The organism is Streptomyces sp. V3I7, from assembly GCF_030817495.1.
Lineage (GTDB): Bacteria > Actinomycetota > Actinomycetes > Streptomycetales > Streptomycetaceae > Streptomyces.
Map to the genome: position 1 here is coordinate 5,905,701 of NZ_JAUSZK010000001.1, position 25,352 is coordinate 5,931,052.

Consider the following 25,352-nt stretch of genomic DNA (forward strand, 5'->3'; position numbering starts at 1 on the left):
CGGTGCGTGGTGGGGTGCGGGCGGGTGTGGGCGGGCGTGCGGTCAGGGGCGCCAGTACGGGTCGTAACCCGTCGTGAGCTTGCGCCCCTTGTGACGCCACTTGGTCTCGTGGTTCACCATGTCGTTGGTGAAGCCGCGCAGCCGGCGGACGACGGCCCCGTAGGGCTTGATGACCATCGACGACAGCGTGCCGCCGGGCGGCTCGTCCATGAACGGCATGAACGCGTCCGGGAAGGCGGGCATCGTGCAGCCGATGCAGATGCCGCCGACGTTCGGACAGCCGCCGACACCGGCCATCCAGCCGCGCTTGGGCACGTTGCAGTTCACGACCGGACCCCAACAGCCTGTCTTGACCAGGCATTTGGGAGAGTTGTAGTCCAGCGCGAACTGGCCCTGCTCGTAGTACGAGCCTCGGTCGCAGCCCTCGTGCACCGTCCGGCCGAACAGCCACTGCGGGCGCAGCATGTGGTCCAGCGGGGGCGGGGGAGCGGCGCCGGCCGCGTGGTACAGGACCCAGATCAGGGTCTCCATGAAGTTCTCGGGCTGGATCGGGCAGCCGGGCACGTTCACGATGGGCAGGCCGCCCTGCGAGAGGAAGTCCCAGCCCAGGTAGTCCGCGAGACCCATGCAACCCGTCGGGTTGCCGGCCATCGCGTGGATGCCGCCGAAGGTGGCGCAGGTGCCCGCGGCCACCACCGCCCAGGCCTTGGGGGCGAGCTTGTCGATCCAGGTGTTCAGGGTCTCGGGCTGACCGGTCTCCGGGTCGTTGCCGAACGAGGTCCAGTAGCCGTCGCCCTCGATGGTGTTCTGGTTGGGGACCGAGCCCTCGATGACGAGGATGAACGGAGCCACCTCGCCACGCGCCGCCGCCCGGTAGGGCGCGAGGAACTCCTCGCCGCCCAGGGTCGGGGAGAGCACCTTGTTGTACAGGGTGACCTTCGGCAGGCCCGGGATCAGACCGAGGACCAGGTCTTCGATGGAGGGCTGGTCGGCGGCCGTCAGGGAGACGGTGTCGCCGTCGCAGCTCATCCCCTCGGAGATCCAGAGGATGGTCATCTCCTCGAAGCCGGTCCGCTTCTCGACGGGGCCGGGTTTGTCGCGGACGTCGGTGGTGCGGCGATGCTTGTTCATGTCATCGGCCTTTGCTGCGCGGGGAGTTGAGGTCGGTGGAGCCGAGCGTCTGGAGTGGGGTGAGCTCGTCGGGCCGGAAGTAGTGGAAGCGGCCGTACCAGGTGTGGAGCTCGGCCGCCGGGTCGCCGTCGACGGTCACGGCGACGTGCGTGCTGCCGTCCACGTCGTGGAAGACGGCGGCCACCTCGGCGGTGCGCCCGACCAGGAACATGTCCTGGGCGTCTGCGCCGCGCCCCCGCGGGCACAGCCGTACGCGGCTGCCCTTGCCGACGGGCACGCCGTCGACGAGCACGGTGTCGGTCGTCGGGGACAGGCCTTCGTCGGCGCCCTCCTGCCACCAAGTGGCGCGCTCGGGGGCGGGCCCGGCGGCGTGGGGCGTGGCCGGGGCCAGGGAGCGGACGGCGCCGTGCAGGCGCGCGAAGACCTCCTGCGGCATCGTGTCGACCCGGTCGAGGATCGCGGCGGCCCGCGCGTCGGTGGCGCGCGCCTCGCGCTTCTCCTCGTCGGTCAGCAGCATCGTGCGCAGGGTGAGGATCTCGTCGATCTCCGCGGCGTCGTGCAGATCGCCGGGGCTCTCCGGGGCCACCTGGGGGTGGTCGGAGAGGATGATCGGCGCGGAGAGCACGGCCGGTCCGGTGGTGGCGGGGGAGCCGCCGCCCAGCACGGGGAAGGTGAACTCGTTCCGGCAGGCGCGCGCGTGCTCGCAAAGGTCGGCGGGCGGGTCGATCAGTGACACGAACTCCGCGCCCTCGCAGGCGAGGAGGGTGTGCGTGGCGATGAGCGCACGGCGCAGCGCCTCGTCGCGCGGGGTGCTCGGGTCGGGTGCGGGCGCCGCGTTCGTGGTACGCACCCGGAGCCGGACGACGTCCTCGGAGAGCCGCTCGGCCACGACGCCGACATCGCCCCGGACCGCCTCGCGGCGCCGCACGATCCGGCCGACGCCGTCGGGCAGCGGCTCGTCGGTCTCGTCGGCCTCCGCCTCCAGCGTCACGGTGTGCTCCCGGCGTAGCAAGCCGTCGAGCGGGAGGGCGAGTTCGACCTCGCGCGGCACCGCCTCGTCGAAGGTCAGATGCGTCTGCCCGTCGCCCGTCCGCAGCGACGCGACCGCACGGGGAGCGCCGTCCCGGCCCGCCTCCTCCACCTGCTTGTGCTGCATCTGGAGGCAGCGCACCTTGATCCGTACGACGGCACCGGGCCGCCGGACGCGCAGCAGGCACTCGGTCCGCTGGTACCAGGAGTCCGCGGAACCGGACACGCTCGGGGCGACGGGGCCGGACTGCTCCACCCACTCCCGGGGGAACAGCACCCCGAACTGCCACCGGACACGGTTCTTCGTGGAGGAGCGGCGGTAGGGGTAGAGCAGATAGCCCTCGTAGAGGACGGCGTCGGCGACCGCGCTCAGTTGCTCGAAGCCGTCCCGGCGCCGGTCGGGCGCCGGATCCTTCCCGGCGTCCGTGACCGCAGCACAGGCCACGGTGCTCGCGGCAGCCAAGCCATCCGACATCCCGCCTCCTCGGATCCGTATGCGTGTGCGCCCATGCCTTCCACCACGGTCACCCCGCCGACGCACCCTCGCCTCCTCTGGCTCACCACCGTTGGGCCGTTCAGGCGAGAAGGCTTGGCCCGCCCGGCGGGGAGGGGGCGTGGGTTCGGGGAGGGGGAGTGGGCTCGATCAGGCGAGGGCTTTGAGGCACGCGCGGCCAGCGCTCGTCCAGCAGGAGGCGGTGGACGAGTCGCGGCGGGACAAGGCTGCCCCCGAGGTGCTCGGCGGCTCGTGGACGTACTCCGGGCGGGAAGCCGGGCGGAAGCGTCGCGACGCGCTTCCCCCGGCCGGACCCCGTACGGTCAGGCGACGATGCCGACGTGGGCGAGGGCCTGCTTCAGCAGGACACCGTGGCCGCCCGGCATCTCGCTCTGGAGCGCCTCCGACAGCGCCTCCTGCGGGCTGAACCACACCAGGTCCAGGGCGTCCTGCCGCGGACGGCAGTCGCCGGACACCGGCACGATGTAGGCGAGGGAGACGGCGTGCTGGCGCGGGTCGTGGTACGCCGTGACACCCGCGGTCGGGAAGTACTCGGCGACCGTGAACGGCTGGAGGGACGCCGGGACGCGGGGCAGGGCCACCGGACCGAGGTCCTTCTCCAGGTGGCGCAGCAGGGCGTCGCGCACCCGTTCGTGGTGCAGGACACGGCCGGAGACCAGGGTGCGGCTGACCGTTCCGTCGGGTCCGATGCGCAGCAGCAGGCCGATGCTGGTGACTTCGCCGCTGTCGTCGACGCGCACCGGTACGGCCTCCACGTACAGGATCGGCATGCGGGCGCGTGCCATCTCCAACTCGTCGGACGAGAGCCAGCCGGGCGTGGTATCGGTCATGTCTGACATTGCTTGATCATACTTTCCGGGTGGGGGCGCGCTCAGTCGCGGGGATGATCGGATGCGGGGATTCCATACAGACGGCGGGCGTTGTCGCGTCCCGTCCACTCGGCGATCCGCAGGGCGTCGCAGAGGCTCAACTCGTCGGCGTCCACACGGTCCTGGAGCAGCGCGGCCATCCCGCGACGGAAGCACAGCGCGCCCAGATGGTGGCACTCGGCGAGCCCGTACGCGTCGGAGCTGTACAGGAGTTTGCGGAAGGGGGTGATCTCCAAGGCCTCCTCCAGGATCGTCCGGGCGCGGATCGGACCGGCGAAATGCAGGGCCAGTCCGACGTCCAGGTACACGTGCTCGAACACCGTTGCCAGATAGGCGGCTTGGCGGTGGAACGGCCAGCAGTGCAGCAGGAGTACCGGGATGGTGCCGCGCGTCAGGTGCAGCCAGTCGGTGAGCAGAGCGGGGTCGGCGCGGTGCAGCCGGATGTCGAAGTCGCCGAGACCGGCATGCAGTTGGAGCGGCAGGCCGAGGTCGACCGCGGTCCACAGCAGATGGCGTACGAGGACGGGATCGGCGAGGCGCGCCCCGTCCGACGCGAGCCAGTGTCCGGCGGCCTCGGTCACCTCGGCGTCCGTCGGCCGCTCCGGGGTCAGGGCGAAGCCCGTGCGGTACGCGGCCACCGACTTCACGCCCACCACACCCGGCCGCCGTACGGCCTCCTCGGCGGCGGCGCGGAACGCGGCCGCGTACGCGGCCGGCTCCATACCTCGCGCGGCCACCGCCTCCGCCACGCTCTCCAGACGTACGACCTCGTACGCCGTGCCACCCCCGTCGGCCGCCAACTCGGCCGGAGAAGTCACCGGTTGCGGGGCGTAGCCCGTGTCGACGCAGAACACCCCGGCCCGCGCGGCCGTCAGGAAACGACGGTTGACCTCGCGCCACCCAAGGGCGGCCCGCCGGTCCAGGTAGTCGGCGGGCGGTGCATGGCGCGGCAGGTCCAGCAGGGGCGCGCAGTGGCGTCGTACGGCCGCGCCGACCGGGCTGTCGAAGGGTGAGATCCCGCTGCCGGGCCAGGCGTCGCCCTCGGTGAGCAGCGACTCGAACTCCTCGCGCGACAGGTCGGCGGTGACCGCACCGTGGCAGTGGTGGTCCACGAGGGGCAGGGCGTCGAGCGCCTCCTGGATCGCGCCCACCGTCAGTACGTCCAGCGGTAGTGCGCCGCCACCTGGGCGTCGTCCAGCCCTTCGACCGCCGCCGCCTCCCCGAGGCGTACGGCCGTCACCGCGTCGGCGAGGACGGGGCCGAGCGCGGCGCGCAGCACCTCGTCGCCGCGGAACTCCTGGACCGCCTCCGGCAGCGACGCCGGCAGTCGGCGTACCTGCCGGGCCGCCGCCTCCGGAGGGCCGAAGCGCGCCGGGTCCCCGGTGATCTCCTCGGACAGCGGCGTCGCCGAGGCGATGCCGTCGAGCCCGGCGGCGATGACGCAGCCGAGGGCGAGATAGGGGTTGGCGGCCAGGTCGACCGGTTTGACCTCCAGGTTGGCGCTCTCCTCCCGGCGGCCGAGCGTGCCGGTGACCACCCGCACCCCGGCCTCGCGCGTCTCCCGGCCCCACGCGGTGAACACCCCGGCCCACTGGGAGGGCTTGAGCCGCAGATGGCTGGCCGGGCTCGGCGCGGTCACGGCCGTCAGCGCGGGCAGATGCGCGAGCACCCCGGCCAGGAACGACTCGGCCTCACCGGTCATGCCGTACCGGCCGTTGCCCCCCGAGTGCAGATTGAGGCCGTCGCGCCAGCAAGAGAGGTGGATATGACCGCCGTTGCCGACCCCCGTGGCGAACACCGCGGGCGAGAAGGACACTTGGAGGCCGTGCCGTCGCGACACCGCCCGGATCGTCTGGCGGACCAGCACACTGCGGTCGGCGGCCGCCACCGGGTCGAGCGCGCCCACCGAGACCTCGAACTGCCCGGCCGCGTACTCGGGATGGACCTGATCGACGTCCACGCCCTCGGCCGCGAGGGCCGCGAGCAGGTCGGCCGTGCAGTCGCTCAGCTCGACCTGCCGCGCGGCGCCGTACGCCGGACCCGGCGCCGCCGGGACGAACTCCCCCTCGGGCGCCGGCCCGAGGCCCACCGACCACTCGATCTCGATGGCCGCCTTGAAGGTCAGGCCGTGCCGCTCCGCCGCGTCCGCGACGATCCGGCGCAGGACGGTGCGGCTGCACCCGGGATGGCGCTCGCCCTCCTGGGTGATCCGGTCGACGGGGGCCCACGCCCAGCCGGGCTGCCCCGCCAGCACCACCAGCGCGTCCAGGTCCGGGTAGAGGCGCAGATCGCCGTCGGGTGAGCCGAGCACGTCGGTGGTGACGACGGAGTCGTCCGCCAGGAACGTGTCGAAGACCGGCGACATGCCCACGCCCCACGCCGCGGCTTCGGGGAGCCGCGCCGTCGGGACCGTCTTCACCCGGCCGACGCCCGCCGTGTCGACGTACGACAGGACGATCCCGCGCACGTCCTGCCGCTCCAGCTGGGCGGCGAACTCGGTGGCCCGCTGGACGTCGCCGGGGCGGCCGCCGGGCACCGGGTCGGCAAGGGTGGTCATACGGCCTCCTTGGCGGGGCTCCCTGATGCGTGCTCGGGCTCAGCGTTTCACGGCCACCGCGCCGAACTGCGGTACCGCCACGGGGGAGTCGGTCTCCGCGCGCCACCGGGAGCACGGCACCAGGCCCGGTTCGAGCAGGTCGAGTCCCTCGAAGAAGGCGGCGACCTCGGCGCGGCCGCGGGCCGTGATGGGCGGGGTGGCGTTCTCGTTCCAGAACCTCATCGCCTCGACGTTGCCCTCGCCGCCCAGGTCGGCGTCGAAGGTCGGGTGGGTGAGCACGAGGAAGCTGCCCGAAGGGACCGCCGCCATGAACCGGCGCACGATGTCCCGGGCCTCGTCGGCGTCGAGCACGAAGTTGAGGATGCCCAGCATCATCACGGCGACCGGCCGCGAGAGGTCGAGGGTGTCGGCCGCGCGTCGGACGATCGCGTCCGGGTCGCGCACGTCCGCCTCGACATAGTCGGTGGCGCCCTCGGGGCCGCCGGCGAGCAGGGTGCGGGCGTGCGCGAGCACCACCGGGTCGTGGTCGACGTACACGATCCGCGACGCGGGCGCGACCCGCTGGGCGATCCCGTGGGTGTTGTCGCCGGCCGGCAGCCCGGTGTCGAGGTCCAGGAACTGCCGTACGCCGCGCTCGGCGGCGAGGTAGCGGACCGCCCGGCCCAGGAACGCGCGGTCCGCGCGCGCCACCTCCCGGATCACCGGGAACATCCCGGCGACGTGCTCGCCCACGTGCCGGTCGGCCTCGTAGTGGTCCGTGCCGCCGGTCCAGTAGTTCCAGACGCGCGCGTTGTGCGCCACGGACGTGTCGACGGAAGGGTGCGCGGACGCGTCCACGGACGTACTCTCCTTGCTCCGTCCGCTCACCGCTTGGCTCCGCTCGCTCACCGCTTGATCCCGACGCCGCCGTACACCGAGATCGGTCCGGGGCCCAGATCCCACTCGTCCTCGGCCAGTTCGGGGCGCCAGTCCGCCACGGACACGACGCCCGGCGGGAACAGGTCGAGTCCCTTGAAGAAACGGCTCACTTCGGCGTGCGGACGCGCCACCAGGGTCACGCCTCCTGCCGCGTACGCCTCGATGCCCCGGCGTACGTTCTCCGGTTCGAGGTCGGCGGTCATCGCGGACAGCACCAGACAACTGCCCGGCGCCAGCGCGTCGACCAGGGTGTCCACCAGCTCGTAGGCGCCGTCCGCGTCGGCGACGAAGTGCAGCAGCGCGATCAGCGACAGGGCGACGGGGCGGCCGAAGTCCAGGGTGCGGGCGGCCAGTTCGAGGATCCGCTCCGGTTCCCGGGCGTCGGCCTGGAGGTACTCCGTGACGCCTTCCTCGGTGCCGTGGAGCAGGGAGTCGGCCTGGGCGAGGACGATCGGGTCGTGGTCGACGTAGACCACCCGTGCCTGTGGGGCCGCGGCCTGGGCGATCTGGTGGAGGTTGGGCTCGGTGGGGATGCCGCTGCCGATGTCGAGGAACTGGCGGATCCCCGCCTCCCCGGCGAGAAGCCGGGTGGCGCGCTGCATGAACCAGCGGTTGGCGCGCGCGGCCCGGGGCGCCCCCGGCTCGATCGCCATGAGCTGCTCGCCGAGGCGGGCGTCGACCGGGTAGTTGTCCTTGCCGCCGAGGAACCAGTCGTAGACCCGCGCGGCGTGCGGCCTGGTCGTGTCGATCTGCCGGAGGGCGGGCTCGCTCGCGGTCATCCGGCGCTGCCCTGCTCGGCGGCGGGCAGGACCTCGTCCAGGAAGCGGGTCAGGTCGGCGAAGACGTCGGCCCGGTTCGTCTCGTTGAACACCTCGTGCCGCGCCCCGGGGTAGATCCGCTCGGTCAGCCGGCCACCGCTCAACCGCTCCACGCCGGGCCGGCTGCCGGGCAGCGGGACCAGCCGGTCGTCGTCACCGTGCAGCCACAGCAGCGGGAGCGCGCCGATGTCGCCGCCGCCGGCGACGGTGTCCAGGGTGCGGGCGAACGCCTCCACCGTCGGGCGCTTCATCGGGCCGTGCCAGACCAGCGGGTCGGCGGCGTAGTCGGCGCCCACGGCCGGGTCGCGGGAGAGCGAAGCCAGGCTGATGGGGGTGTCCGGGATCTCGTCGTGGGCGAGCAGGCCGACCACCAGGTCCCAGGTGCCGATCACCGGACCGGACAGGACCAGGGCGGTCAGCTCGTCGCCGTAGCGCTGGGCGTAGCGGGCCGCGATCAGGCCGCCCATGGAGTGGCCGATCAGGACGACGGGCAGGCCCGGGTGCGCGGCGCGGGCCAGGTCGGCGACGGCGTGTACGTCGGTGACGACGTCCTCGAAGTCCTCGATCAGCACGCGTTCGCCGGAGGACGTCCCGTGGCCGATGTGATCGGGTGCGAACACCGCGGCGCCGTGGCGGTGCAGGACGTCGGCGGCCTCCTCGTACCGGCCCGCGTGTTCGCCGTACCCGTGCACGAGGAGGGCGATGTAGCGGGGTTCGGGATGCGGCCACTCGTGGGCGGTGATCTTGCCCCGCGTCCCGGTGAGGACGTGTTCACGGACGGGCGCCATGTCTCCTCCAGTTGCCTCGGCGAAGGTACCGGGGGATCTTCCCAGGGGAGCGGTCGGAGGTCTATAGTCCAAAACTAGCAGTGCTAATTAAGTTGCGTCGAGTCCCGATGTGTCCCCGGTGAAGCGTCGTCGGTCAGGAGTCCTCCGTTGCGTCCCGTCCACTTCGCGGCCGCCCGCCGCACCCCGATCGGCAAGCTGCGCGGCGCCCTGTCCGGCGTACGTCCCGACGACCTGGCCGCGACCGTGATCCGCCGGCTGGTGGCCGACGTACCCGCGCTCGACCCCGAGCGCATCGACGACGTCTACTGGGGCGCCGCCAACCAGGCCGGCGAGGACAACCGCAACGTCGCCCGCATGGCCGCGCTGCTCGCCGGACTGCCCGAGTCCGTGCCCGGCGCCACCGTCAACCGGCTGTGCGCCTCAGGCCTGGAGGCGGTCACGACCGCCGCCCGCACCATCGCCGCGGGAGAGGCCGACGTCGTGCTCGCGGGCGGCTCGGAGTCGATGAGCCGCGCCCCCTTCGTCCTGGCCCGCCCCGACGAGGCCCTCCCGCACCACGTCGAGACCGTCGACACCCGCCTCGGCTGGCGCCTGGTCAACCCGGCGATGAAGGAGCTCCACGGCCTGCTGTCCATGGGCGAGACGGCCGAGGAGGTCGCCGAGCGGTACGGCGTCCCGCGCGAGCGCCAGGACGAGTTCGCCCTGCGCAGCCACCAACTGGCCGCCGCCGCACGCAAGAACGGCCACTTCGACGACGAACTCGTCCTCGTAGAACGCCCGGACGGCATCGTCGTCGAGAGCGACGAGTGCGTGCGCGAGGACACCTCGTACGAGAAGCTGGCCCGCCTCAAGCCGGTCTTCCGCCACGACGGCACGGTCACCGCGGGCAACGCCTCGCCGATGAACGACGGCGCGGCCGGGCTGCTGCTGGTCAGCGAAGAGGCCCTGGAGGAACTGGGGTTGGAGTCACTCGGCCGGTACGTCGCCGGGGCCTCCGCCGGAGTCCACCCCGACGTGATGGGCATCGGGCCGGTGCCCGCCACCCGGAAGGTGCTCAACAGGGCCGGGTGGGCCATCGGGGACGTCGAGGAGGCCGAGTTCAACGAGGCGTTCGCGGCACAGGCGTTGGCCTGCGTCGACCAGCTCGGCATCGACCCGGAACTGGTCAACCCCACCGGCGGAGCGATCGCGTTGGGCCATCCGCTCGGCTGCTCCGGCGCCCGCATCCTCACCACCCTGCTGCACCGCATGCGGCGCACCGGGACGGGCCGGGGACTGGCGACCATGTGCGTCGGGGTGGGGCAGGGGAGCGCCCTCCTGGTCGAGCGGAGCTGAGCCTCTCGGGGGCGCCGGACCGGCGAGCGAGGCCCCCCGCGATCAGCGAAGATGCGTGGCCATAGCATCTGTTCCCTCATGAACACGATGACGCTCTGGCACATCACCGGCTGGGAGTTCGCGGCGCTCGCCCTCGCCGCGCTCCTCGTCGGCTTCTCCAAAACCGCCGTCAGCGGGGCCAACACGGTCAGCCTCGCCGTCTTCGCGGCCGTCCTGCCCGCTCGCGCCTCCACCGGCGTCCTGCTCCCGGTACTGATCGTCGGCGACCTGCTCGCCGTGGCCAGCTACCGCCGGCACGCCCACTGGCCGACGCTCTTGCGGCTGTTCCCGGCGGTGGTGGTCGGCGTGGTGGGCGGCACGCTGTATCTGATGTGGGCCGACGGGACCGTACGGATCTCGATCGGCGCGATCCTGCTGCTGATGGCCGGCGTCACGCTGTGGCGGCGGCGCCGCACCGAGACCGGCACGGCGGAGGAGCCGGAGCCGGAGACCACCGGGGTCGGCAGGCTGAAAGCCCCCTCGTACGGCGTCCTCGGCGGCTTCACCACCATGGTCGCCAACGCGGGCGGCCCGGTGATGTCGATGTACCTGCTCTCGGCGGGCTTCCGGAAGCTGGGCTTCCTGGGGACGGCGGCGTTCTTCTTCCTGATCGTCAACGTCGGCAAGCTGCCCTTCAGCGTGGCCCTCGGCCTGATCGACGGCCGCTCGCTGATCCTCGACGCCGCGCTCGCGGTGTTCGTCGTGCCCGGCGCGTTCCTCGGCAAGTGGGCCGTGAAGCACATCAACCAGCGGCTGTTCGAGCAGCTCGTGATCGCGGCGACGATCGTCGGCGGGCTCCAGCTGCTACTGCGCTAGCCCTGCCGGCCGAGCAGGGCGGGCAGCTCCGCGATCGAGTCGATCACATGGTCGGGACTGCCGCTCGCCCGCTCCACCGTCTCGGGGAGATACTTGCCCGTCCTGACCAACACCCCCGTGATCCCGGCGCGTTGGGCGGCGAGGACGTCCGACTCGACGTCGTCACCGACCATCAGCGCCTGGCCGGGACCGACGCCCAGCCGGGCCAGCGCCGCCGCGAAGAACGCCGGTGACGGCTTTCCGGTGACCTCCGCCTCGACGTGCGCCGCCCGCTCCAGGCCGAGCAGGAACGCACCCGTGTCCAGTTGCAGCCCGGCGTCCGTACGCCAGTACAGGCTGCGGTGCATGGCCACCAGCCGCGCACCCCGCTGGAGGTTCCCGAAGGCCCGGTCGAGCGCCTCGTAGCCGAACTCGGGACCGGCGCCACCGATGATGACCACATCGGGGTCGGCGTCGTCGGGGACCAGGGTCAGGGCGTCCAGGTCCGCTGCGATGTCCCCGGCGTTGAGCAGGGAGCAGCGGGCGCCCGGACAGTGCTCGGCGAGGTAGGAGGCGGTGGCCGCGGGCGCGGTGAGCACGTCCTCGGCGGACACCGGGAAACCGGCCCCCGACAGGGTGTCGGCGATCGACGCCCGCGTCCGGGACGTCGTGTTGGTCACCAGCGCGACCCCGAGACCGGCCGACCGGATCTCCCGCAGCGCTTCCACGGCCCCGGGCAGCGGCTCCCAGGAGACCGTCAGCACCCCGTCGATGTCGATCAGCACGCCCCGCACGGATTCCATGCCGGGGACGATAGGCAACCGGCGCGCGGAACGGGACGTACGACACCGGAACCGCGCCGGAGAACCGACCCCGTACGCTCACCCCATGTCCCCCCACGTCCTCGTCCTCGGCGGCACCACCGAGGCCCGCCGCCTCGCCGCCGAACTGGCCGCGCGTCCCGGAGTCCGGGTCACCACCTCGCTGGCGGGGCGGGTGACACGGCCGGGAGCCGTCGACGGAGAGGTACGGATCGGCGGGTTCGGCGGCGCCGAGGGGCTGGCCTGCTGGCTGCGCGAGCGGCAGGTGCACGCCGTCGTCGACGCCACGCACCCCTTCGCCGCCGGCATCACCGCGGGCGCGGTCAGGGCGGCGGCGGAGACCGGCCTGCCCCTGGTCGTGCTGCGCCGCCCCGGCTGGCACGCCGGCCCGGGCGACCACTGGCATCCGGTCCCGTCCCTGGACGCGGCCGCGCGGGCGCTGCCGGGCCTGGGCCGGCGGGTGTTCCTCAGCACCGGGCGCCTGGGCCTCGCCGCCTTCGCCCACCTGAGGGAGCTGCACTTCGTCGTACGGTCCGTGGAGCCCCCCGAGCCACCGATGCCGCCGGACGCCCAAGTGATCCTGGCGCGCGGCCCGTTCACCGTGGCCGACGAGTCGGCGCTGCTGCGTGAGCACCGCATCGACGTGATCGTGACCAAGGACAGCGGGGGAGAGGCGACGGCCGCGAAACTCACGGCGGCACGCCGGCTCGGCCTGCCCGTGGTCGTCGTACGACGGCCGCCGCTGCCGGACGGGGTGACGGCAGTGGCCGACGTGGCCGGTGCTCTGGAGCGGCTCGGGGCCGGCCTTCCGGGGATGCCGGTCAGCCGTCCTTCGGACTCCGCCGCAGCAGATAGGTGTCCATGATCCAGCCCTTGCGCTCGCGGGCCTCCGCGCGCAGCCGCTCGATACGGGGAGCGGCCTGAGCGATCGGGCCGGAGGCGAGGATCTCGTCCGGGGTGCCTATGTACGCGCCCCAGTAGATGTCGATGTCCTCCTCGGCGTACTGCCGGAAGGTCTGCTGGGCGTCGAGCATCACCACCACGTCGTCCACCCCCTCGGGGAAACCCTCGGCCAGGCGCCGGCCGGTGGTGATCTGCACGGGCCGGGCCACCCGGTTCAGCCCCGTACGGTGCCGCGCGACGAGCGCCGAGACGCTGCTGATGCCCGGAACGACGTCGTACTCGAAGGACACCGCGCCGCGACCGAGCACCTCCTGAAGGATGCCGAGCGTGCTGTCGTACAGCGCCGGGTCGCCCCACACCAGGAACGCGCCGCTCTCGTCCTCGCCGAGCTCCTCGGCGATCAGACGCTCGTAGATGCCGGCGCGGGCGCTGCGCCAGTCCCCGACGGCCGGGGAGTACGCCGCGCCGCCGGCCGAGCGGTCCCGCTCCGGATCGCGCGCCTCCACCAGCCGGTACGAGCCCTCGGGCACATGCGCGTCCAGCATGCCTCGGCGCAGCCCCGTCAGGTCGCTCTTCGCCTCGCCCTTGTCGAGCAGGAAGAACACGTCCGTGCTCCGCAGCGCCCTGACCGCCTGGAGGGTCAGCTGGTCGGGGTCGCCCGCGCCGATGCCGATGACATGAATCTTTCGCACGCCCCGAGTCTGCCCCATGCCACTGACAGCGAGTCCACCGCCTCCCTGCGCGCGGCTAGGGTCTGTCGTTTGGATCAGGCTGGCTGTGAGGTGCGGTACTTCTCGACCGACCCGAGCGGGGTCTGGTGCGTGCAGCTGCAAGGCGGAGGAGGGCGTCGACGCGATGGGGTCCCCCCCCCGCGCGAGCGGAGCCGAGCGTGGGGGAGTTGGCAACCGACGACAACGCGGCAGATGTGCGTGCCAGGCCCCGCGACGCCGGGATGATCCAAACGACAGGCCCTAGGCGGCCCCGCGCAGCCGGGGCGCCTGATCCGCGGCGTCGACGGCTTCGGCATGGCGCTCCACCCCGCCCGCGAGCTCCCCGGCCCAGGCGACGAGCCCGGGCAGATCGATCCCGTACGGCCGCTCATCGTCGCTTTCCACGGCCCACTCCTGAACCGCCTCCGCACCGCGCCGCAGCAGCCGTGCGCCGCCCCCGGTGTTGCCGCGGGCCGCGTGGGTGAGACCGACGGCGAGCTGGGCGAGCCCGCGCCACAGGGTGCGTTCGCCCTCCGGCCCGGACTTCCAGGCGTCCTCGAAGACCTCGTGGGCGTGGAACGGCTTCCCCTCGTCCAGCAGCGCCTGCGCCGCCGCGACCGTCTCCTCCGGGGTCCGTACGACGCCCTCGGGCTGCCGCTCCACCCCGTCGGTGCCGTACGGCAGTGGGCGCCCCAGCCCGTCCCGGGGCCGCGCGTTGCGCGCCCGCCCCTCGCTGTCCCGGTCCCGCGGCTGAGCCGCCCGCCCTGACGAAGCCCCTGTGCTGCCCATACGACCGATTGTCCCGCGCCTCCCGATGCCGTGCGCGGAGGCCGGTACGGGGGCCATTCGGTGCAACCCGGGACGTGCGGTAAAGTTCTGTTCGCACGATCACGCGGGTCACCGCGAGTGAGCGCATCGGGACGTGGCGCAGCTTGGTAGCGCACTTGACTGGGGGTCAAGGGGTCGCAGGTTCAAATCCTGTCGTCCCGACAGTGATGTCGGAGTTTTCCGTGGATGAGGGGCCCTTCCTTGGGGCCCCTTATTTCATGGGGCGGTTGTCGTTCGAGGTCCGTTTCGAGGACCGAGCGGGCGGCGTAGCGCCGTGCATGACCGCCGCCGCGGCGGGTACGACCCCTCCCGTACGAAGCGCCGTGGAGGCGGCCGAGAGCGAGGGGTGTCGGAAGTGATTCGAAAGCTGCAGGCGGTCGCGCTGGACTGTGCCGATCCGGTACGGCTCGCGGAGTTCTACGCGGAGCTGCTCGGTGGCCGGGTGGTCGCGGATCCGGAGGACTCCGACTGGATCGAGGTGCACGGCTTCGAGGGGACGCCGCTGGCCTGCCAGCGGGTGGACGGCTACCGACCGCCCGCATGGCCCGGCCAGGAGCGCCCGCAGCAACTCCATCTCGACTTCGACGTGGACGACCTCGACGGCGAGGAGAAGCGGGCGCTCGCCCTCGGCGCGACCGTGCTGGAGCGGACGGACCAGATCCGCCCGGAGGCCAACTGGCGGGTCTACACGGACCCGGCCGGCCATCCGTTCTGCCTCTGCCTCCACTGAGTCCACCGCGGGCCCACCGGCCCACCGCAGCCATGAGGCGCGGGGCGCGGCCTCGGATGCGCCGTCCGGACCGGATCGGCGCGCTCGGCCTGGTCCTCAACGCTCTGGTGCCGGGAAACCCGCCACCATCGTCGGCGGCGCGGCCGAGCGGCCGCAGCCGCACGACTCGCGGTGCATGAAGGCCGGGTTGATGGTCAGGCGGCGGGGTGGCAGGGACGGGGTCGTGATGCGGGACAGGGCCATCGACACGGCCTGTTCGCCAATGGACAGGGCCGGTTGGGCCATCGCGGTGAGGCGGGGGTGGAAGAGGTCGGCCCACTCGAAGTCGTCGAAGCAGACCAGGGCCATGTCCTCAGGGACGGCGAGACCGGCGTCGCGCAGGGCGCGCAGGGCGCCGATGGTCATGCGGTTGTTGCCGACGACCAGGGCCGTCGGCCGGTCCGGCAGGGACAGCAGGCGGCCGACCGCCGCCTTTGCGCCCAGCTCGGTGGAGTCACCCTCGGACGCGTAGCGCGGGTCGGCGTCGATGCCGTTGCGGCGCAGGCCCAGGAGGTAGCCGTCCCGGCGTTCGTCCGTGGTGCTGAGACCGGCGCGGCCCGTGATCATGGCGATGCGGGTGTGGCCGAGGGAGGCCAGATGGTCGACCAGGGCGGCGGTCGGCTCGATGTTGTCGACGGCCACCTGGTCGACGGCGGCCGGTATGAAGCGGTCGATGACGATCACGGGGACGTCGACCTTGCTCGCGTAGCTCAGGGACTGGGCCCCGTCGCCCGCCGGGGCGAGGAGCACCGCGCTGACCCGGCGGCGCAGCAGTTCGCCGACGGCCTTGATCTCCTGGTCGCGCTCGTCATGGGTGTCCGCCAGCACCAGCGAGTACCCCGCCGCCGAGGCGTGCCGGTCGATGCCGTGCACGACGTTGCTGAAGTACGGGTTGGACAGGGCGGACATGGCCAGGCCGATGGTCCCGTACCCGGTGTTCTCCAGGGCGCGCGCGACCGGATCGGGGACGTAGCCCGTCTCGGCGACCGCGTCGAGGACCCGGCGTACCGTCGAAGTCGCCACGGGACGCGTCTTGTTGAGCACATGGGAGACCGTGGACACGGACACGCCCGCCCGGAGTGCCACATCCGTCATGGTCGGTCTCTGTCGGGGTGCTCTGCCTGGCATGTCCGGAGCCTATCCGACCTCGCTGAGCACGAGATCGGCTCGTGAGGCGGTGCCGCGGATGAGCGCGCTGGTGTCCTCGTCGACGCCGTACGCCTTCGTCCGGGCGGCCTCGGCGGTGAAGCCGTACCGGACGTAGCGGCGGGTGAGCCGGTCGCGCCGGGCCCGCGGATCGGCGTCCAGGAACCAGGTCTCGTCCAGCTCGTCCTTCACCTCGTGCCATGGACTGCGCGTCGACAGGAGGAAGTTGCCGTCGACGATGACCAGCCGGTGGTGCGCGGCGACCTCGATCGAGCCGGCGACGGGCTCCTCCAGGTCGCGGGTGAACTCCGGCCACCACACGGAGGAGTTGGTCTCCGCGCGCGTGCGGCGAAGCAGTGCGAGGAAGCCGCCGGCGTCGAAGGTGTCGATGGTGCCCTTCGTGGCCGCCTGCCCCCGGGCGTCGATGACCTTCTGCGCCAGGTGGAATCCGTCCATGGAGACCGCGACGGCGAGAGAGGGCCGCTCGCGTTCCATACCCGCCCACAGCTGTTCGGCGAGCGTGGACTTGCCGGAGCCCGGCTCCCCGGCGATGCCGAGCAGCGCTCGCCGGGTGCCGGACGCCAGACGCAGCGCGCGCTCGACGAGGGCGCTCAGGGGCGGACTCCCGTACAGGGGCGGGTCGTACGAATCACCCGTCGCTGTACGGCCGTTGCCGCCCGTCACCGTCATTCGGCGGTCTCCGGGAGGTGACGGGGCGAGGCCCCCTCGGTGGGCATGGGCTGCGTACTGCTCTCCAGGAGGCTGCCGTCGGACCCCATCTGGAGCGCGCCGGTCATCAGGCCCACCACGTCGGTCATCGTGCACGCCCCGGGCTCGACCACGGCCGTGCGCCGGCCGAGGCGGTGCACATGGATCCGGTCGGCGATCTCGAAGACCTGCGGCATGTCATGGCTGATGAGGACGACGGGAACGCCCCGGTCGCGGATGCGGCCGATCAGGTTCAGCACCTGCCGCGACTCCCGTACGCCGAGCGCCGCGGTCGGCTCGTCCAGGATGATCAGTCGCGTGCCGAACATCGCGGCACGCGCCACCGCCACCGCCTGGCGCTGGCCGCCGGACAGGGTGCCGACGAGCTGGGTGATGTCCTGGATGGTCGCGATGCCGAGCCGGTCGAGCTGTTCGGCGGCGAGGGTGCGCATCTTCTTGTGGTCGAGCATGCGCAGCTTCGAGCCGAGGAACCCCTCGCGCCGCAGCGGACGCCCGAGGAACAGGTTGGTGGCGATGTCCATCTGCGGGGCCACCGCGAGCGTCTGGTACACCGTCTCGATGCCCGCGGCCCGTGCGTCGCGCGGACCGTGGAAGTGGACGGTGCGGCCGTTCAGTTCGATGGTCCCCGCGTCCGGGATCAGCGCTCCGGTGAGGGCCTTGATCAGGCTGGACTTGCCCGCGCCGTTGTCGCCGACGACGGCGAGGACCTCACCGGCGCGGATCTCGAAGTCGGACTCGCGGATGGCCACGACATTGCCGTACCGCTTCACGAGTCCTCTCGCGCGCATCACCACCTCGGAGGAGGCATCGGCATCCGCCGTGGCGGCCGGCGCGGAGAGTTGCGGCTCGTTCATGCGGCCCTCCTGCGGACGACGCGGTCGACGGCGACGGCGGTGATGACCAGAATGCCGGTGGCGACCTGCTGGTAGAGGCTGTCGATACCGGCCTGCGTCAGGCCGTTGGACAGCACCGTGACGACCAGCGCGCCCAGCACCGTGCCGGGGATGCCGCCGCGCCCGCCGAACAGGCTCGTGCCGCCGATCACCACGGCCGTGATGCTGTCCAGGTTGCCGGTCTGGAAGGCGTTCGGGTCGGCGTTGGGGATGCGGCCGAGCGCCTGCCAGGCGCCGATGGCGTAGACGAACCCCGCCAGCACGTACACGCTCAGCAGCGTGCGCCGGGTGTTGATGCCGGTCAGCCGGGCGGCCTCCTCGTCGTCGCCGACGGCGTAGACGCTGCGACCCCAGGAGGTCTGGGTGAGCAGGAACCACAGCCCGAGGCCCAGGACGAGCATCACGCCCATGCCGTACGTGACCTCGATCCGGCCGAACAGATACGAGCGTTCGCCCAGGAAGGTCAGCAGGCCCGGCGGCACGGAGAAGCTCTCGCCGCCAGCGAACAGCTGGCTGACGGCGGTCAGTACGCTCAGGACGCCGAGCGTCACGATGAACGGAGGCAGCCGCAGCCGGGTCACGAAGGCGCCGGCCAGCCCGCCGATCGCGGTGCACAGCAGGATGCCGACGACCAGCGCGACGCCCGCGGGCAGCGTGTGCTGCCCCAGACGCGCGATGACCAGGGTGCCCAGCACCATGATGGCCGCGTTGGCCAGGTCGATGCCGGCCGTCAGGATGATGAGCGTCTGGCCCAGCGCGAGGGTGCCGACGACCAGGAACTGCTGGACGATCAGCGACCCGTTGTCGATGGTGAAGAACGTGTCGGTGCTCAGCGCGAACACGGCGATGGCGATGGCCAGTGCGGCCAGCGGGCCCGCCGCCGAGTTCCCGAGGGCCCGCACGGCGGCGGACTTCAGCGGGGACCCGGCGGCGGTCGTCTCCGGCGCCGGCGCGGGGGGCGTCTGCGTCGCGGTCACGATCAGCCCCAGCAGTTCTTCAGGCCCCAGGCGGTGTCCTTGGACTCCAGCCCCGGCTGCGGCTTGTCGGTGATGAGCTGCGATCCGGTGTCGATGAACCCGGACGGCTTCTTCTTGTCCTTGGCGTAGTCGATGACCGCGTCGACGCCCAACTGCGCCATCTTCTTCGGGAACTGCATGACGGTCGCCGCGAACTTCCCGCTGCGCACGTTGCGTACGCCCGCGCAGGAGCCGTCGATCGAACCGATGACGACGCTCTTCTTGCCGCCCAGCGCCTCCGAGGCACCGGCCGCGGCGGGCTCGTTGAGCGTGTAGACGGAGTTCACGTCCCGGTCGCGCTGGTAGAGGTTCTCCATCGCCGTCTGGGCCTTGGTCTGGTCGCCGTTGGTGACCGCCGTGCCCTTGATCCCGGGCGACCCGTCCTTGAGCCCGAAGCCCTTCAAAAAGCCCGAGTGGCGCTGGGTGTTGACGGTCGAGCCGGGGGTGCCGTCCAGCATGACGAGCGCGGGCTTCCGCTTGCCCAGGGCCGCCTTGACGTACTTGCCCTGCGAGACACCCGCCGCCGTGTTGTCGGTGGCGATCGTCGCGTCCACGGCGTCCGCCGGTTCGGTCGCGGTGTCCAGGGCGATCACGACGATGCCCTTGGCCCGCGCGGCCTTGATGGCCCCGAGGACGCCGCTGGAGTTGCTCGGGGTGATCAGGATGCCGGCGACGTTCTGTGCGACCAGGTTGTTGATCGCGTCGACCTGCCCCTGGTTGTCGCCGTCGAACTTGCCCGCGAGCGGGATGAGTTTGGCGCCGCGCTTGTCCGCCTCGGCCTTCGCCGAGTCGCGCAGCTTGACGAAGTAGGGGTTGCTGTTGGTCTTGGTGACCAGTCCGACGGTGACCTTGCCCCCGGACTGCGAACCACCCCCCGACCCGCCGCTCTTGGTCGACGTGCACCCCGTCACCAGCAGGGTCAGCCCTGTCACGGTGACGACGGATGCTCTGGCAGGGAAACGCAGACGGCCCACGATCTGCCCCTTTCCTCGGCTCTTCCTCGGCACAGGTCGTCCTCGACCTGCTCGGGTGCCAACAAGCTAGCGGGCCAAGCCCCGTTGGCATAGCCATTGCGCAAAGCTTTGCGGACGAGCTGAGATGGCGGAGGCCGTGATCGGGTGGGTCGTGGACGGATGTCCGAGTACGCCCGCCTCAGCCCTTGTTGGACCCGAGCGTCAACCCGCTCACGAACTGCCGCTGCAGCACGAAGTACACGACGAGCGTCGGGATCGCCGTGAGCAGTGCGCCCGCGGCGACCAGGTTGGGGTCGGTGAAGTACTGGCCGGAGAGGTTGTTGAGCGCCGAGGTGATCGGCATGTTCTCGCCGGTCGAGACGAGGACGACGGCCCAGAAGAAGTCGTTGTAGACCCAGATCGACAGCAGGGTCGCCAGGGCAGCCATCGCGGGCTTGCACAGGGGGAGGGTGATCTGCCAGTACAGGCGCCACACCGAGGCGCCGTCGACGAGGGCCGCCTCGGTCAGTTCATGGGGCAGGGAGCGCATGTAATTGCTCAGCACGAAGGCGCAGAAGCCCGACTGGAAGGCCACATGGATGAGGACCAGGCCGAGCGCGGAGTCGTAGAGCTTGCCGCTGACCGTGACGCCGGGGAGGTCGACCAGCAGGTACAGGCGGTAGAGCGGGGTGATGACGACCTGCTGCGGCAGCAGGTTGCCGGCCGTGAAGACAAGCAGGAGGGCAAGGTTGAGACGGAAGTCGAAGCGGCTGACGTAGAAGGCGACGCAGGAGGAGAAGAACAGCGTCAGGAGGACGGCCGGTACGGCGATGAGCAGCGTGTTGCCGAAGTAGTGCGGCATGTCCGACTGGGTGAACGCCTGGGTGAAGTTGGTGAGGCTCAACCGGTCCGGCCAGGACACGTAGCCCTTGGCGCTGGTCTCGCCGTACGGGCGCAGGGCGGCGAAGACCGCCCACAGCAGCGGGGCGAGCCAGGCCAGGGCCGTACCCGCGAGGAACAGGTGCAGCAGGATCCGGGCGGGGCGCAGAGGGGTGCGCCGCTTGCCGGGCGCGGCCGGGGTGCTCACGCGCGTCGCTCCTTCCGGAAGGTGGCCACCAGGTAAGGGATGATGACCGCGAGCGAGATGGTGAGCAGGACGACGGCGATGGCCGATCCGTAGCCGATGCGGCTCGACTCGCCGATGATGTTGTTGGTGACCAGGATCGACAGCAACTCGGTGCCCCGGGCGCCCTTGTTGAAGACGAAGACCAGGTCGAAGGCGCGCAGGGCCTCGATGATCGTGACGACCAGGACGACGGTGTTGGTGGGGCGCAGCGCCTGGAAGACGACGTGCCGGAAGGCCTGCCACTCGCCCGCGCCGTCCAGGGCCGCGGCCTCGCGCAGGGACGGGTCGACGCTCTTCAGTCCGGCCAGGTAGAGGATCATCATGTAGCCGGTGTGCCGCCAGGACGCGGCGACGAGGATCGCCCACAGGTTGAGCTTCGGGTCGCCGATCCAGTCGATGTAGTGGCCGGGCCGGTTGGTCCCGGTGAGGCTGTTGATCAGGCCCGTGTCCGGGTTGTAGACGAGCTGCCACACGAAGCCGGTGACGGCCATCGACACGACGACGGGAAGGAAGTACGCCGTCTGGTAGACGCGGCTGAAGCGGATCCGCTTGTCCAACTGGACGGCCAGGAACAGGCCGAGCGGCGTCGGGATCACGATGAGCACGACGAACCACACGACGTTGTGCTGCAGGGCGGGCCAGAACTGCGGGTTGTCGGTGAACAGTTGGCGGAAGTTGTCCAGGCCCACCCATTCGATCGCGTCGAACCCGATGCCGTCCCAGGTGGTGAACGCGAGCGCGATCGAGGCGAGCGCGGTGACCCAGACGAGGACCACGTGCAGGACCGTCGGCACGCCCGCCATGAGCGCGAGCGTGAACCGGTCGCGGCGCGTGAGGAGGCGGCGGTGGCCGCGCGAGGCAGAGGCAGACCGCCGCTCGCCGGGCGTCGCGCCGCTCATGAGGACGCGAAGATGGTCTTCTTCTGCCGCTCGATCGAGGTCAGCAGGCCGTCGACGCTCTTCGGGTTCTGGACGAACCGCTGGAACGCGGGCTGCGTCACCGTGGCGGCGAAGTCGGGCCGGGTGTCCCGGTCCATGAACTGGGTGAGGTTCTTCGCCCCGGTGATCATCGCGTACGCCTTCTTCTGGAGCGGGCTGTACGCGGAGGTGTCGGCCTTGGTGGAGGCGGCGACGAAGCTCGGGTCGGCCTTGAGATAGCGCGTCTCGGCCTCCGGAGTGCCCAGGTACTCCAGGAGCTTGAGGGCGCCGCTCCTGTTCTTCGGGGAGCGGCTGATCATGAAGCCGTCGGTGGGCGCCTCGACGGTGTCCAGGCCGTGAGCCGGGTCGATCTCGGGGAAGGGGAAGAAGTCGAGGTCGTCCAGGTCGGTCTTGTTCGTGAACTGCTGGGCCACGAAGGTGCCGAAGACGTACAGGCCCGCCTTCTTGGCTACCAGCGTCTGCGCGGCGTCCTGCCAGGTCCGGCCGAGGGCGCCGTCCTGGTGGTAGGGGAGTATCTCGCGCCACCGGTCGAAGACTGCGCGCACCCTGCGGTCGGTCCAGGAGGCCTTGCCCGCCATCAACTCCATGTGGAAGTCGTATCCGTTGAGGCGGACGTTGATCTGGTCGAAGGTGCCGGTCGCGGGCCAGCCGTCCTTGTCGCCGAACGCGAACGGAACCAGGCCGTCCTTCTTCATCCGCTTACACAGCGCCATCAACTCGTCCCAGGTGGCGGGGGCTTCGTAGCCGTGCCGCGCGAAGACGCTTCTTCGGTAGAACACCGCCCACGGGTACGTGTACAGCGGCACGAAGTAGTACGTGCCGTCCGTGCCCCTGCTGAGCGCCTTCATCGCCTCGGGGAAGTCGCCGCCGATCTTCTCCCACACCTCGTCGACCGGCGTGGCGAGGTGCTTGGCGGCGAAGAACTGCATGCGGTAGCCCGCGAACCAGTGGAACACGTCGTCCGGCGTGCCCTGGAGATAGGAGTTGATCTGTTCCTGAAAGGTGTTGTGGTCCTTGGTGTTCACGTCGACGGTGATGCCGGACTGCTTCGTGAAGGCCGCGTAGAGGTCGGCGAACGCCTTCTTCGGCACCGCGTCCGAGGCGTTGGAGCCGACGGTGACGGCATTTGTGCCGGCCGACGTGCCGCTGCCGCCGCAGGCGCTCAGCAGGGGCAGGCCGGCACCGGCCAGGGCCGCGCCCCCGGCGGTGCGGAGCAGGGAGCGGCGGCTGGGGCGCGGTGCGGTGGGACCGGAGAGCGACAGACGCATGGCGGCTCCTGGAGGCAGGGTTCGGCCAGGGGCGAGCGGATCCCGATCGCCTTTCCGAACCGATCAGAAACCAACTCGACCGAACAGGGTGGCGCTATCACAGCCGCGCGTCGTGACACACGTCAAGAGACGCGTCCCCCTTGCCCGAAACGTAACCGGCGGGCGCAGAAGGGCTTTTGGGGCTCTGACGTTTGCGAACGTGCCCGCGGGAAGATGATTGACAGCGAGCGCGCCAGGCACTTGGATCCCCATGACCCGGACCGCCCGGCCGGTCCGGGGCGCCGGATCCCCCGATCCTTTCCTTTCGCCCGGAAGACCAGTTCGCCCGGAGACCAGTGAGGTGCAGGAAAGATGGACCGCTCGTCGCACGACCGCTCCCGCAGACTGGCCCGTGTCGTGGCCGTCGCCGCCGCGGCAGCCCTGACCCTCGCCGGCTGCTCGAGCGGCTCCGGCGGAAAGAAGTCCGACGAGTCGGGAGCCCCGGGCGCGTCCGCGGGCAAGGCCGCCACGCCCCGTATGACGGTCGCCCTGGTGACCCACCAGGCGGCGGGCGACACCTTCTGGGACATCGTCCGCAAGGGCGCCGAGGCCGCCGCCGCCAAGGACAACGTCAAGCTCGTCTACTCCCACGACCCGAACGCCGGCAACCAGGCCAGCCTGGTCCAGAACGCCGTGGACCAGAAGGTCGACGGCATCGCGATCACCCTCGCCAAGCCCGACGCCATGAAGGACGTCGTCACCAAGGCGACGGCCGCGAACATACCCGTGGTCGGCCTCAACTCCGGTGTGAGCGACTGGAAGAAGCTCGGCCTGATGGAGTTCTTCGGCCAGGACGAGACCGTCGCCGGCGAGGCGCTCGGCAAGCGGCTCAACGAGGCCGGCGCCAAGAAGGCCGTCTGCGTGATCCAGGAGCAGGGCAACATCGGCCTCACCCAGCGCTGCGACGGGGTGAAGAAGACCTTCTCCGGCAAGACCGACGTCCTCTACGTCAACGGCACCGACATGCCGTCCGTGCAGTCCACCATCACCGCCAAGCTCAAGAAGGACAGCGCGATCGACTACGTCGTCACGCTCGGCGCGCCCTTCGCGCTGGCCGCCGTGCAGTCGGCCGGCGAGGCGGGCAGCAAGGCCAAGATCGCGACCTTCGACCTGAACAAGGAGCTGACCGGCGCGATCTCCAAGGGCACCATCCAGTTCGCGGTGGATCAGCAGCCCTACCTCCAGGGCTACTTGGCGATCGACTCCCTGTGGCTCTACAAGAACAACGGCAACTACAGCGGCGGCGGTGAGCAGCCCGTGCTGACCGGGCCGGCCTTCGTCGACAAGTCCAACGTCGAGCGCGTCTCGGCGTTCGCGTCGAAGGGCACTCGGTGACCGGGACGTCCGGTCACGCCGGGCCGGCGGTGGGCACACCGCCGGCCCCCGGCGGCACGGCGACCGACGGGCGCACCGCCGAACGCCCGCTGGTGCTGCGGCTGCTGGCCCGGCCCGAAGTAGGCGTCCTGCTGGGCGCGTTGGCCGTCCTCGTCTTCTTCCTCGTCGTGGCGCCCTCGGTCCGCCAGGGCAGCTCGATGGCCACGGTGCTCTACCAGTCGTCCACCATCGGCATCATGGCGCTGCCCGTCGCCCTGCTGATGATCGGCGGCGAGTTCGACCTGTCCTCCGGTGTCGCCGTCATCACCTCGGCGCTCACCGCGAGCATGCTCAGCTACCAACTGACCATGAACGTCTGGACGGGCGTGATCGTCGCCCTCGTCGTGTCGCTCGGGGTCGGCGCCTTCAACGGCTGGCTGCTGGTCAGGACCGGGCTGCCGAGCTTCCTGGTCACCCTCGGCACCTTCCTGATCCTCCAGGGCGTCAACCTCGCCGTGACCAAGCTGGTCACCGGCAACGTCGCCACCGACGACATCAGCGACATGGACGGCTTCGAGCAGGCGAAGGCCGTCTTCGCGTCGTCGTTCGACGTCGGCGGCGTCCAGGTGAAGATCACCGTGGTGTGGTGGCTGGTCTTCGCCGCGCTCGCCACCTGGGTGCTGCTGCGCACCAAGTACGGCAACTGGATCTTCGCCGTCGGCGGCAACCAGGACAGCGCCCGCGCGGTCGGTGTCCCGGTGACCTTCACCAAGGTCACCCTGTTCATGACCGTCGGCTTCGGCGCCTGGTTCGTCGGCATGCACCAGCTCTTCGCCTTCAACACCGTGCAGTCCGGCGAGGGCGTCGGCCAGGAGCTGATCTACATCGCGGCCGCGGTGATCGGCGGCTGCCTGCTCACCGGCGGACAGGGCTCCGCGATCGGCCCGGTCTTCGGCGCCTTCATGTTCGGCATGGTGAACCAGGGCATCGTGTACGCCGGTTGGAACCCCGACTGGTTCAAGGCCTTCCTCGGCGTGATGCTGCTCGGCGCCGTCCTCATCAATCTGTGGGTCCGGCGCACGGCGACGGCGACCCGGAGGTGACCC

General features: G+C 71.3%; 25 protein-coding genes and 1 tRNA gene. 7 read left to right on the top strand and 19 right to left on the bottom strand.

Annotated elements, in window-relative coordinates; translation table 11 throughout:
- Positions 1-42 precede the first annotated feature (42 nt).
- The 8 genes from QFZ74_RS27325 to QFZ74_RS27360 all read right to left on the bottom strand — a co-directional run bounded on the left by QFZ74_RS27325 (position 43) and on the right by QFZ74_RS27360 (position 8,624).
- A complete protein-coding gene (locus QFZ74_RS27325; RefSeq protein WP_373462442.1) occupies positions 43-1,131 on the bottom strand; it encodes a hydrogenase expression protein HypE in 1,089 nt (362 codons plus the stop codon).
- A 1-nt stretch (position 1,132) separates the two neighbouring features.
- Positions 1,133-2,635 carry a hypothetical protein gene (locus QFZ74_RS27330; protein WP_307623492.1) on the bottom strand — a complete coding sequence of 501 codons (1,503 nt, stop codon included), beginning with the start codon at positions 2,633-2,635 and terminating at the stop codon, positions 1,133-1,135.
- Positions 2,636-2,976: 341 nt separating this feature from the next.
- The gene (locus QFZ74_RS27335; protein WP_307623493.1) at positions 2,977-3,504 is read right to left on the bottom strand and encodes an NUDIX hydrolase family protein; all 528 of its coding nucleotides are present in this window, start codon (positions 3,502-3,504) and stop codon (positions 2,977-2,979) included.
- A gap of 41 nt (positions 3,505-3,545) precedes the next feature.
- Positions 3,546-4,694 carry an amidohydrolase family protein gene (locus QFZ74_RS27340; protein WP_373462443.1) on the bottom strand — a complete coding sequence of 383 codons (1,149 nt, stop codon included), beginning with the start codon at positions 4,692-4,694 and terminating at the stop codon, positions 3,546-3,548.
- A gap of 2 nt (positions 4,695-4,696) precedes the next feature.
- On the bottom strand, positions 4,697-6,100 hold the full coding sequence (locus QFZ74_RS27345; protein WP_307623495.1) for a glutamine synthetase family protein: 1,404 nt from the start codon (positions 6,098-6,100) through the stop codon (positions 4,697-4,699).
- A gap of 39 nt (positions 6,101-6,139) precedes the next feature.
- Complete coding sequence (locus tag QFZ74_RS27350; RefSeq protein ID WP_307623496.1) at positions 6,140-6,937, bottom strand: SAM-dependent methyltransferase; 798 nt, start codon at positions 6,935-6,937, stop codon at positions 6,140-6,142.
- 47 nt (positions 6,938-6,984) lie between these two features.
- The gene (locus QFZ74_RS27355) at positions 6,985-7,797 is read right to left on the bottom strand and encodes an SAM-dependent methyltransferase (RefSeq protein ID WP_307623497.1); all 813 of its coding nucleotides are present in this window, start codon (positions 7,795-7,797) and stop codon (positions 6,985-6,987) included.
- Positions 7,794-8,624, bottom strand: a complete 831-nt coding sequence (locus tag QFZ74_RS27360) for an alpha/beta hydrolase (protein ID WP_307623498.1) — start codon at positions 8,622-8,624, stop codon at positions 7,794-7,796. Before QFZ74_RS27360 ends, QFZ74_RS27355 begins: the two co-directional genes overlap by 4 nt.
- A 147-nt stretch (positions 8,625-8,771) precedes the next feature.
- Between QFZ74_RS27360 and QFZ74_RS27365 the strand changes: the two genes are divergently transcribed.
- Positions 8,772-9,959 (top strand): thiolase family protein, encoded by a 1,188-nt coding sequence (locus QFZ74_RS27365; RefSeq protein ID WP_307623499.1) that lies wholly within the window; start codon positions 8,772-8,774, stop codon positions 9,957-9,959.
- A gap of 78 nt (positions 9,960-10,037) precedes the next feature.
- Positions 10,038-10,814, top strand: a complete 777-nt coding sequence (locus QFZ74_RS27370) for a sulfite exporter TauE/SafE family protein (protein WP_307623500.1) — start codon at positions 10,038-10,040, stop codon at positions 10,812-10,814.
- On the opposite strand, the gene QFZ74_RS27375 is transcribed toward QFZ74_RS27370, so the two are convergent.
- The gene (locus QFZ74_RS27375) at positions 10,811-11,596 is read right to left on the bottom strand and encodes an HAD-IIA family hydrolase (protein ID WP_307623501.1); all 786 of its coding nucleotides are present in this window, start codon (positions 11,594-11,596) and stop codon (positions 10,811-10,813) included. The two genes, QFZ74_RS27370 and QFZ74_RS27375, sit on opposite strands and share 4 nt — an antisense overlap.
- A gap of 85 nt (positions 11,597-11,681) precedes the next feature.
- Between QFZ74_RS27375 and QFZ74_RS27380 the strand changes: the two genes are divergently transcribed.
- Positions 11,682-12,479, top strand: coding sequence for a cobalt-precorrin-6A reductase (locus tag QFZ74_RS27380; RefSeq protein ID WP_307623502.1), 798 nt, complete (start codon positions 11,682-11,684; stop codon positions 12,477-12,479).
- On the opposite strand, the gene cobF is transcribed toward QFZ74_RS27380, so the two are convergent.
- Positions 12,436-13,209 (bottom strand): precorrin-6A synthase (deacetylating), encoded by a 774-nt coding sequence (gene cobF, locus QFZ74_RS27385; RefSeq protein WP_307623503.1) that lies wholly within the window; start codon positions 13,207-13,209, stop codon positions 12,436-12,438. The genes QFZ74_RS27380 and cobF overlap by 44 nt on opposite strands.
- A gap of 279 nt (positions 13,210-13,488) precedes the next feature.
- Positions 13,489-14,016, bottom strand: a complete 528-nt coding sequence (locus QFZ74_RS27390) for a DUF309 domain-containing protein (RefSeq protein ID WP_307623504.1) — start codon at positions 14,014-14,016, stop codon at positions 13,489-13,491.
- A gap of 127 nt (positions 14,017-14,143) precedes the next feature.
- Here QFZ74_RS27390 and QFZ74_RS27395 point away from each other — a divergent pair.
- Positions 14,144-14,217 (top strand) — tRNA-Pro (locus QFZ74_RS27395).
- A gap of 193 nt (positions 14,218-14,410) precedes the next feature.
- Positions 14,411-14,785, top strand: a complete 375-nt coding sequence (locus QFZ74_RS27400; RefSeq protein ID WP_307623505.1) for a VOC family protein — start codon at positions 14,411-14,413, stop codon at positions 14,783-14,785.
- Positions 14,786-14,881: 96 nt separating this feature from the next.
- Here QFZ74_RS27400 and QFZ74_RS27405 read toward each other — a convergent pair whose 3' ends face one another.
- The 8 genes from QFZ74_RS27405 to QFZ74_RS27440 all read right to left on the bottom strand — a co-directional run bounded on the left by QFZ74_RS27405 (position 14,882) and on the right by QFZ74_RS27440 (position 22,893).
- Entirely contained in the window at positions 14,882-15,919 is a 1,038-nt protein-coding gene (locus tag QFZ74_RS27405; RefSeq protein ID WP_307623506.1) for a LacI family DNA-binding transcriptional regulator, read from the bottom strand.
- 42 nt (positions 15,920-15,961) lie between these two features.
- Positions 15,962-16,660, bottom strand: a complete 699-nt coding sequence (locus QFZ74_RS27410) for a nucleoside/nucleotide kinase family protein (RefSeq protein WP_307623507.1) — start codon at positions 16,658-16,660, stop codon at positions 15,962-15,964.
- A complete protein-coding gene (locus tag QFZ74_RS27415; protein ID WP_307624297.1) occupies positions 16,657-17,487 on the bottom strand; it encodes an ATP-binding cassette domain-containing protein in 831 nt (276 codons plus the stop codon). The genes QFZ74_RS27410 and QFZ74_RS27415 overlap by 4 nt, the downstream gene beginning before the upstream one ends.
- A gap of 62 nt (positions 17,488-17,549) precedes the next feature.
- On the bottom strand, positions 17,550-18,569 hold the full coding sequence (locus QFZ74_RS27420) for an ABC transporter permease (RefSeq protein WP_307623508.1): 1,020 nt from the start codon (positions 18,567-18,569) through the stop codon (positions 17,550-17,552).
- Positions 18,570-18,571: 2 nt separating this feature from the next.
- Entirely contained in the window at positions 18,572-19,540 is a 969-nt protein-coding gene (locus QFZ74_RS27425) for a substrate-binding domain-containing protein (RefSeq protein WP_307623509.1), read from the bottom strand.
- A 220-nt stretch (positions 19,541-19,760) separates the two neighbouring features.
- The gene (locus QFZ74_RS27430) at positions 19,761-20,648 is read right to left on the bottom strand and encodes a carbohydrate ABC transporter permease (protein ID WP_307623510.1); all 888 of its coding nucleotides are present in this window, start codon (positions 20,646-20,648) and stop codon (positions 19,761-19,763) included.
- Positions 20,645-21,586, bottom strand: coding sequence for a carbohydrate ABC transporter permease (locus tag QFZ74_RS27435; RefSeq protein WP_307623511.1), 942 nt, complete (start codon positions 21,584-21,586; stop codon positions 20,645-20,647). Before QFZ74_RS27435 ends, QFZ74_RS27430 begins: the two co-directional genes overlap by 4 nt.
- Complete coding sequence (locus QFZ74_RS27440) at positions 21,583-22,893, bottom strand: ABC transporter substrate-binding protein (protein WP_307623512.1); 1,311 nt, start codon at positions 22,891-22,893, stop codon at positions 21,583-21,585. Before QFZ74_RS27440 ends, QFZ74_RS27435 begins: the two co-directional genes overlap by 4 nt.
- A 351-nt stretch (positions 22,894-23,244) precedes the next feature.
- Here QFZ74_RS27440 and QFZ74_RS27445 point away from each other — a divergent pair, with 351 nt between their 5' ends.
- Positions 23,245-24,267 carry a sugar ABC transporter substrate-binding protein gene (locus QFZ74_RS27445; protein ID WP_307623513.1) on the top strand — a complete coding sequence of 341 codons (1,023 nt, stop codon included), beginning with the start codon at positions 23,245-23,247 and terminating at the stop codon, positions 24,265-24,267.
- Complete coding sequence (locus QFZ74_RS27450; RefSeq protein ID WP_307623514.1) at positions 24,264-25,349, top strand: ABC transporter permease; 1,086 nt, start codon at positions 24,264-24,266, stop codon at positions 25,347-25,349. The genes QFZ74_RS27445 and QFZ74_RS27450 overlap by 4 nt, the downstream gene beginning before the upstream one ends.
- Positions 25,350-25,352: the final 3 nt, after the last annotated feature.

Coding starts and splice junctions, on each gene's coding strand:
- QFZ74_RS27325 (WP_373462442.1), bottom strand. CDS start 1,131: ATGAACAAGCATCGCCGCACCACCGACGTCCGCGACAAACCCGGCCCC.
- QFZ74_RS27330 (WP_307623492.1), bottom strand. CDS start 2,635: ATGTCGGATGGCTTGGCTGCCGCGAGCACCGTGGCCTGTGCTGCGGTC.
- QFZ74_RS27335 (WP_307623493.1), bottom strand. CDS start 3,504: ATGACCGATACCACGCCCGGCTGGCTCTCGTCCGACGAGTTGGAGATG.
- QFZ74_RS27345 (WP_307623495.1), bottom strand. CDS start 6,100: ATGACCACCCTTGCCGACCCGGTGCCCGGCGGCCGCCCCGGCGACGTC.
- QFZ74_RS27355 (WP_307623497.1), bottom strand. CDS start 7,797: ATGACCGCGAGCGAGCCCGCCCTCCGGCAGATCGACACGACCAGGCCG.
- QFZ74_RS27360 (WP_307623498.1), bottom strand. CDS start 8,624: ATGGCGCCCGTCCGTGAACACGTCCTCACCGGGACGCGGGGCAAGATC.
- QFZ74_RS27370 (WP_307623500.1), top strand. CDS start 10,038: ATGAACACGATGACGCTCTGGCACATCACCGGCTGGGAGTTCGCGGCG.
- QFZ74_RS27375 (WP_307623501.1), bottom strand. CDS start 11,596: ATGGAATCCGTGCGGGGCGTGCTGATCGACATCGACGGGGTGCTGACG.
- QFZ74_RS27380 (WP_307623502.1), top strand. CDS start 11,682: ATGTCCCCCCACGTCCTCGTCCTCGGCGGCACCACCGAGGCCCGCCGC.
- QFZ74_RS27390 (WP_307623504.1), bottom strand. CDS start 14,016: ATGGGCAGCACAGGGGCTTCGTCAGGGCGGGCGGCTCAGCCGCGGGAC.
- QFZ74_RS27405 (WP_307623506.1), bottom strand. CDS start 15,919: ATGACGGATGTGGCACTCCGGGCGGGCGTGTCCGTGTCCACGGTCTCC.
- QFZ74_RS27410 (WP_307623507.1), bottom strand. CDS start 16,660: ATGACGGTGACGGGCGGCAACGGCCGTACAGCGACGGGTGATTCGTAC.
- QFZ74_RS27415 (WP_307624297.1), bottom strand. CDS start 17,487: ATGCGCGCGAGAGGACTCGTGAAGCGGTACGGCAATGTCGTGGCCATC.
- QFZ74_RS27435 (WP_307623511.1), bottom strand. CDS start 21,586: ATGAGCGGCGCGACGCCCGGCGAGCGGCGGTCTGCCTCTGCCTCGCGC.
- QFZ74_RS27440 (WP_307623512.1), bottom strand. CDS start 22,893: ATGCGTCTGTCGCTCTCCGGTCCCACCGCACCGCGCCCCAGCCGCCGC.
- QFZ74_RS27445 (WP_307623513.1), top strand. CDS start 23,245: ATGGACCGCTCGTCGCACGACCGCTCCCGCAGACTGGCCCGTGTCGTG.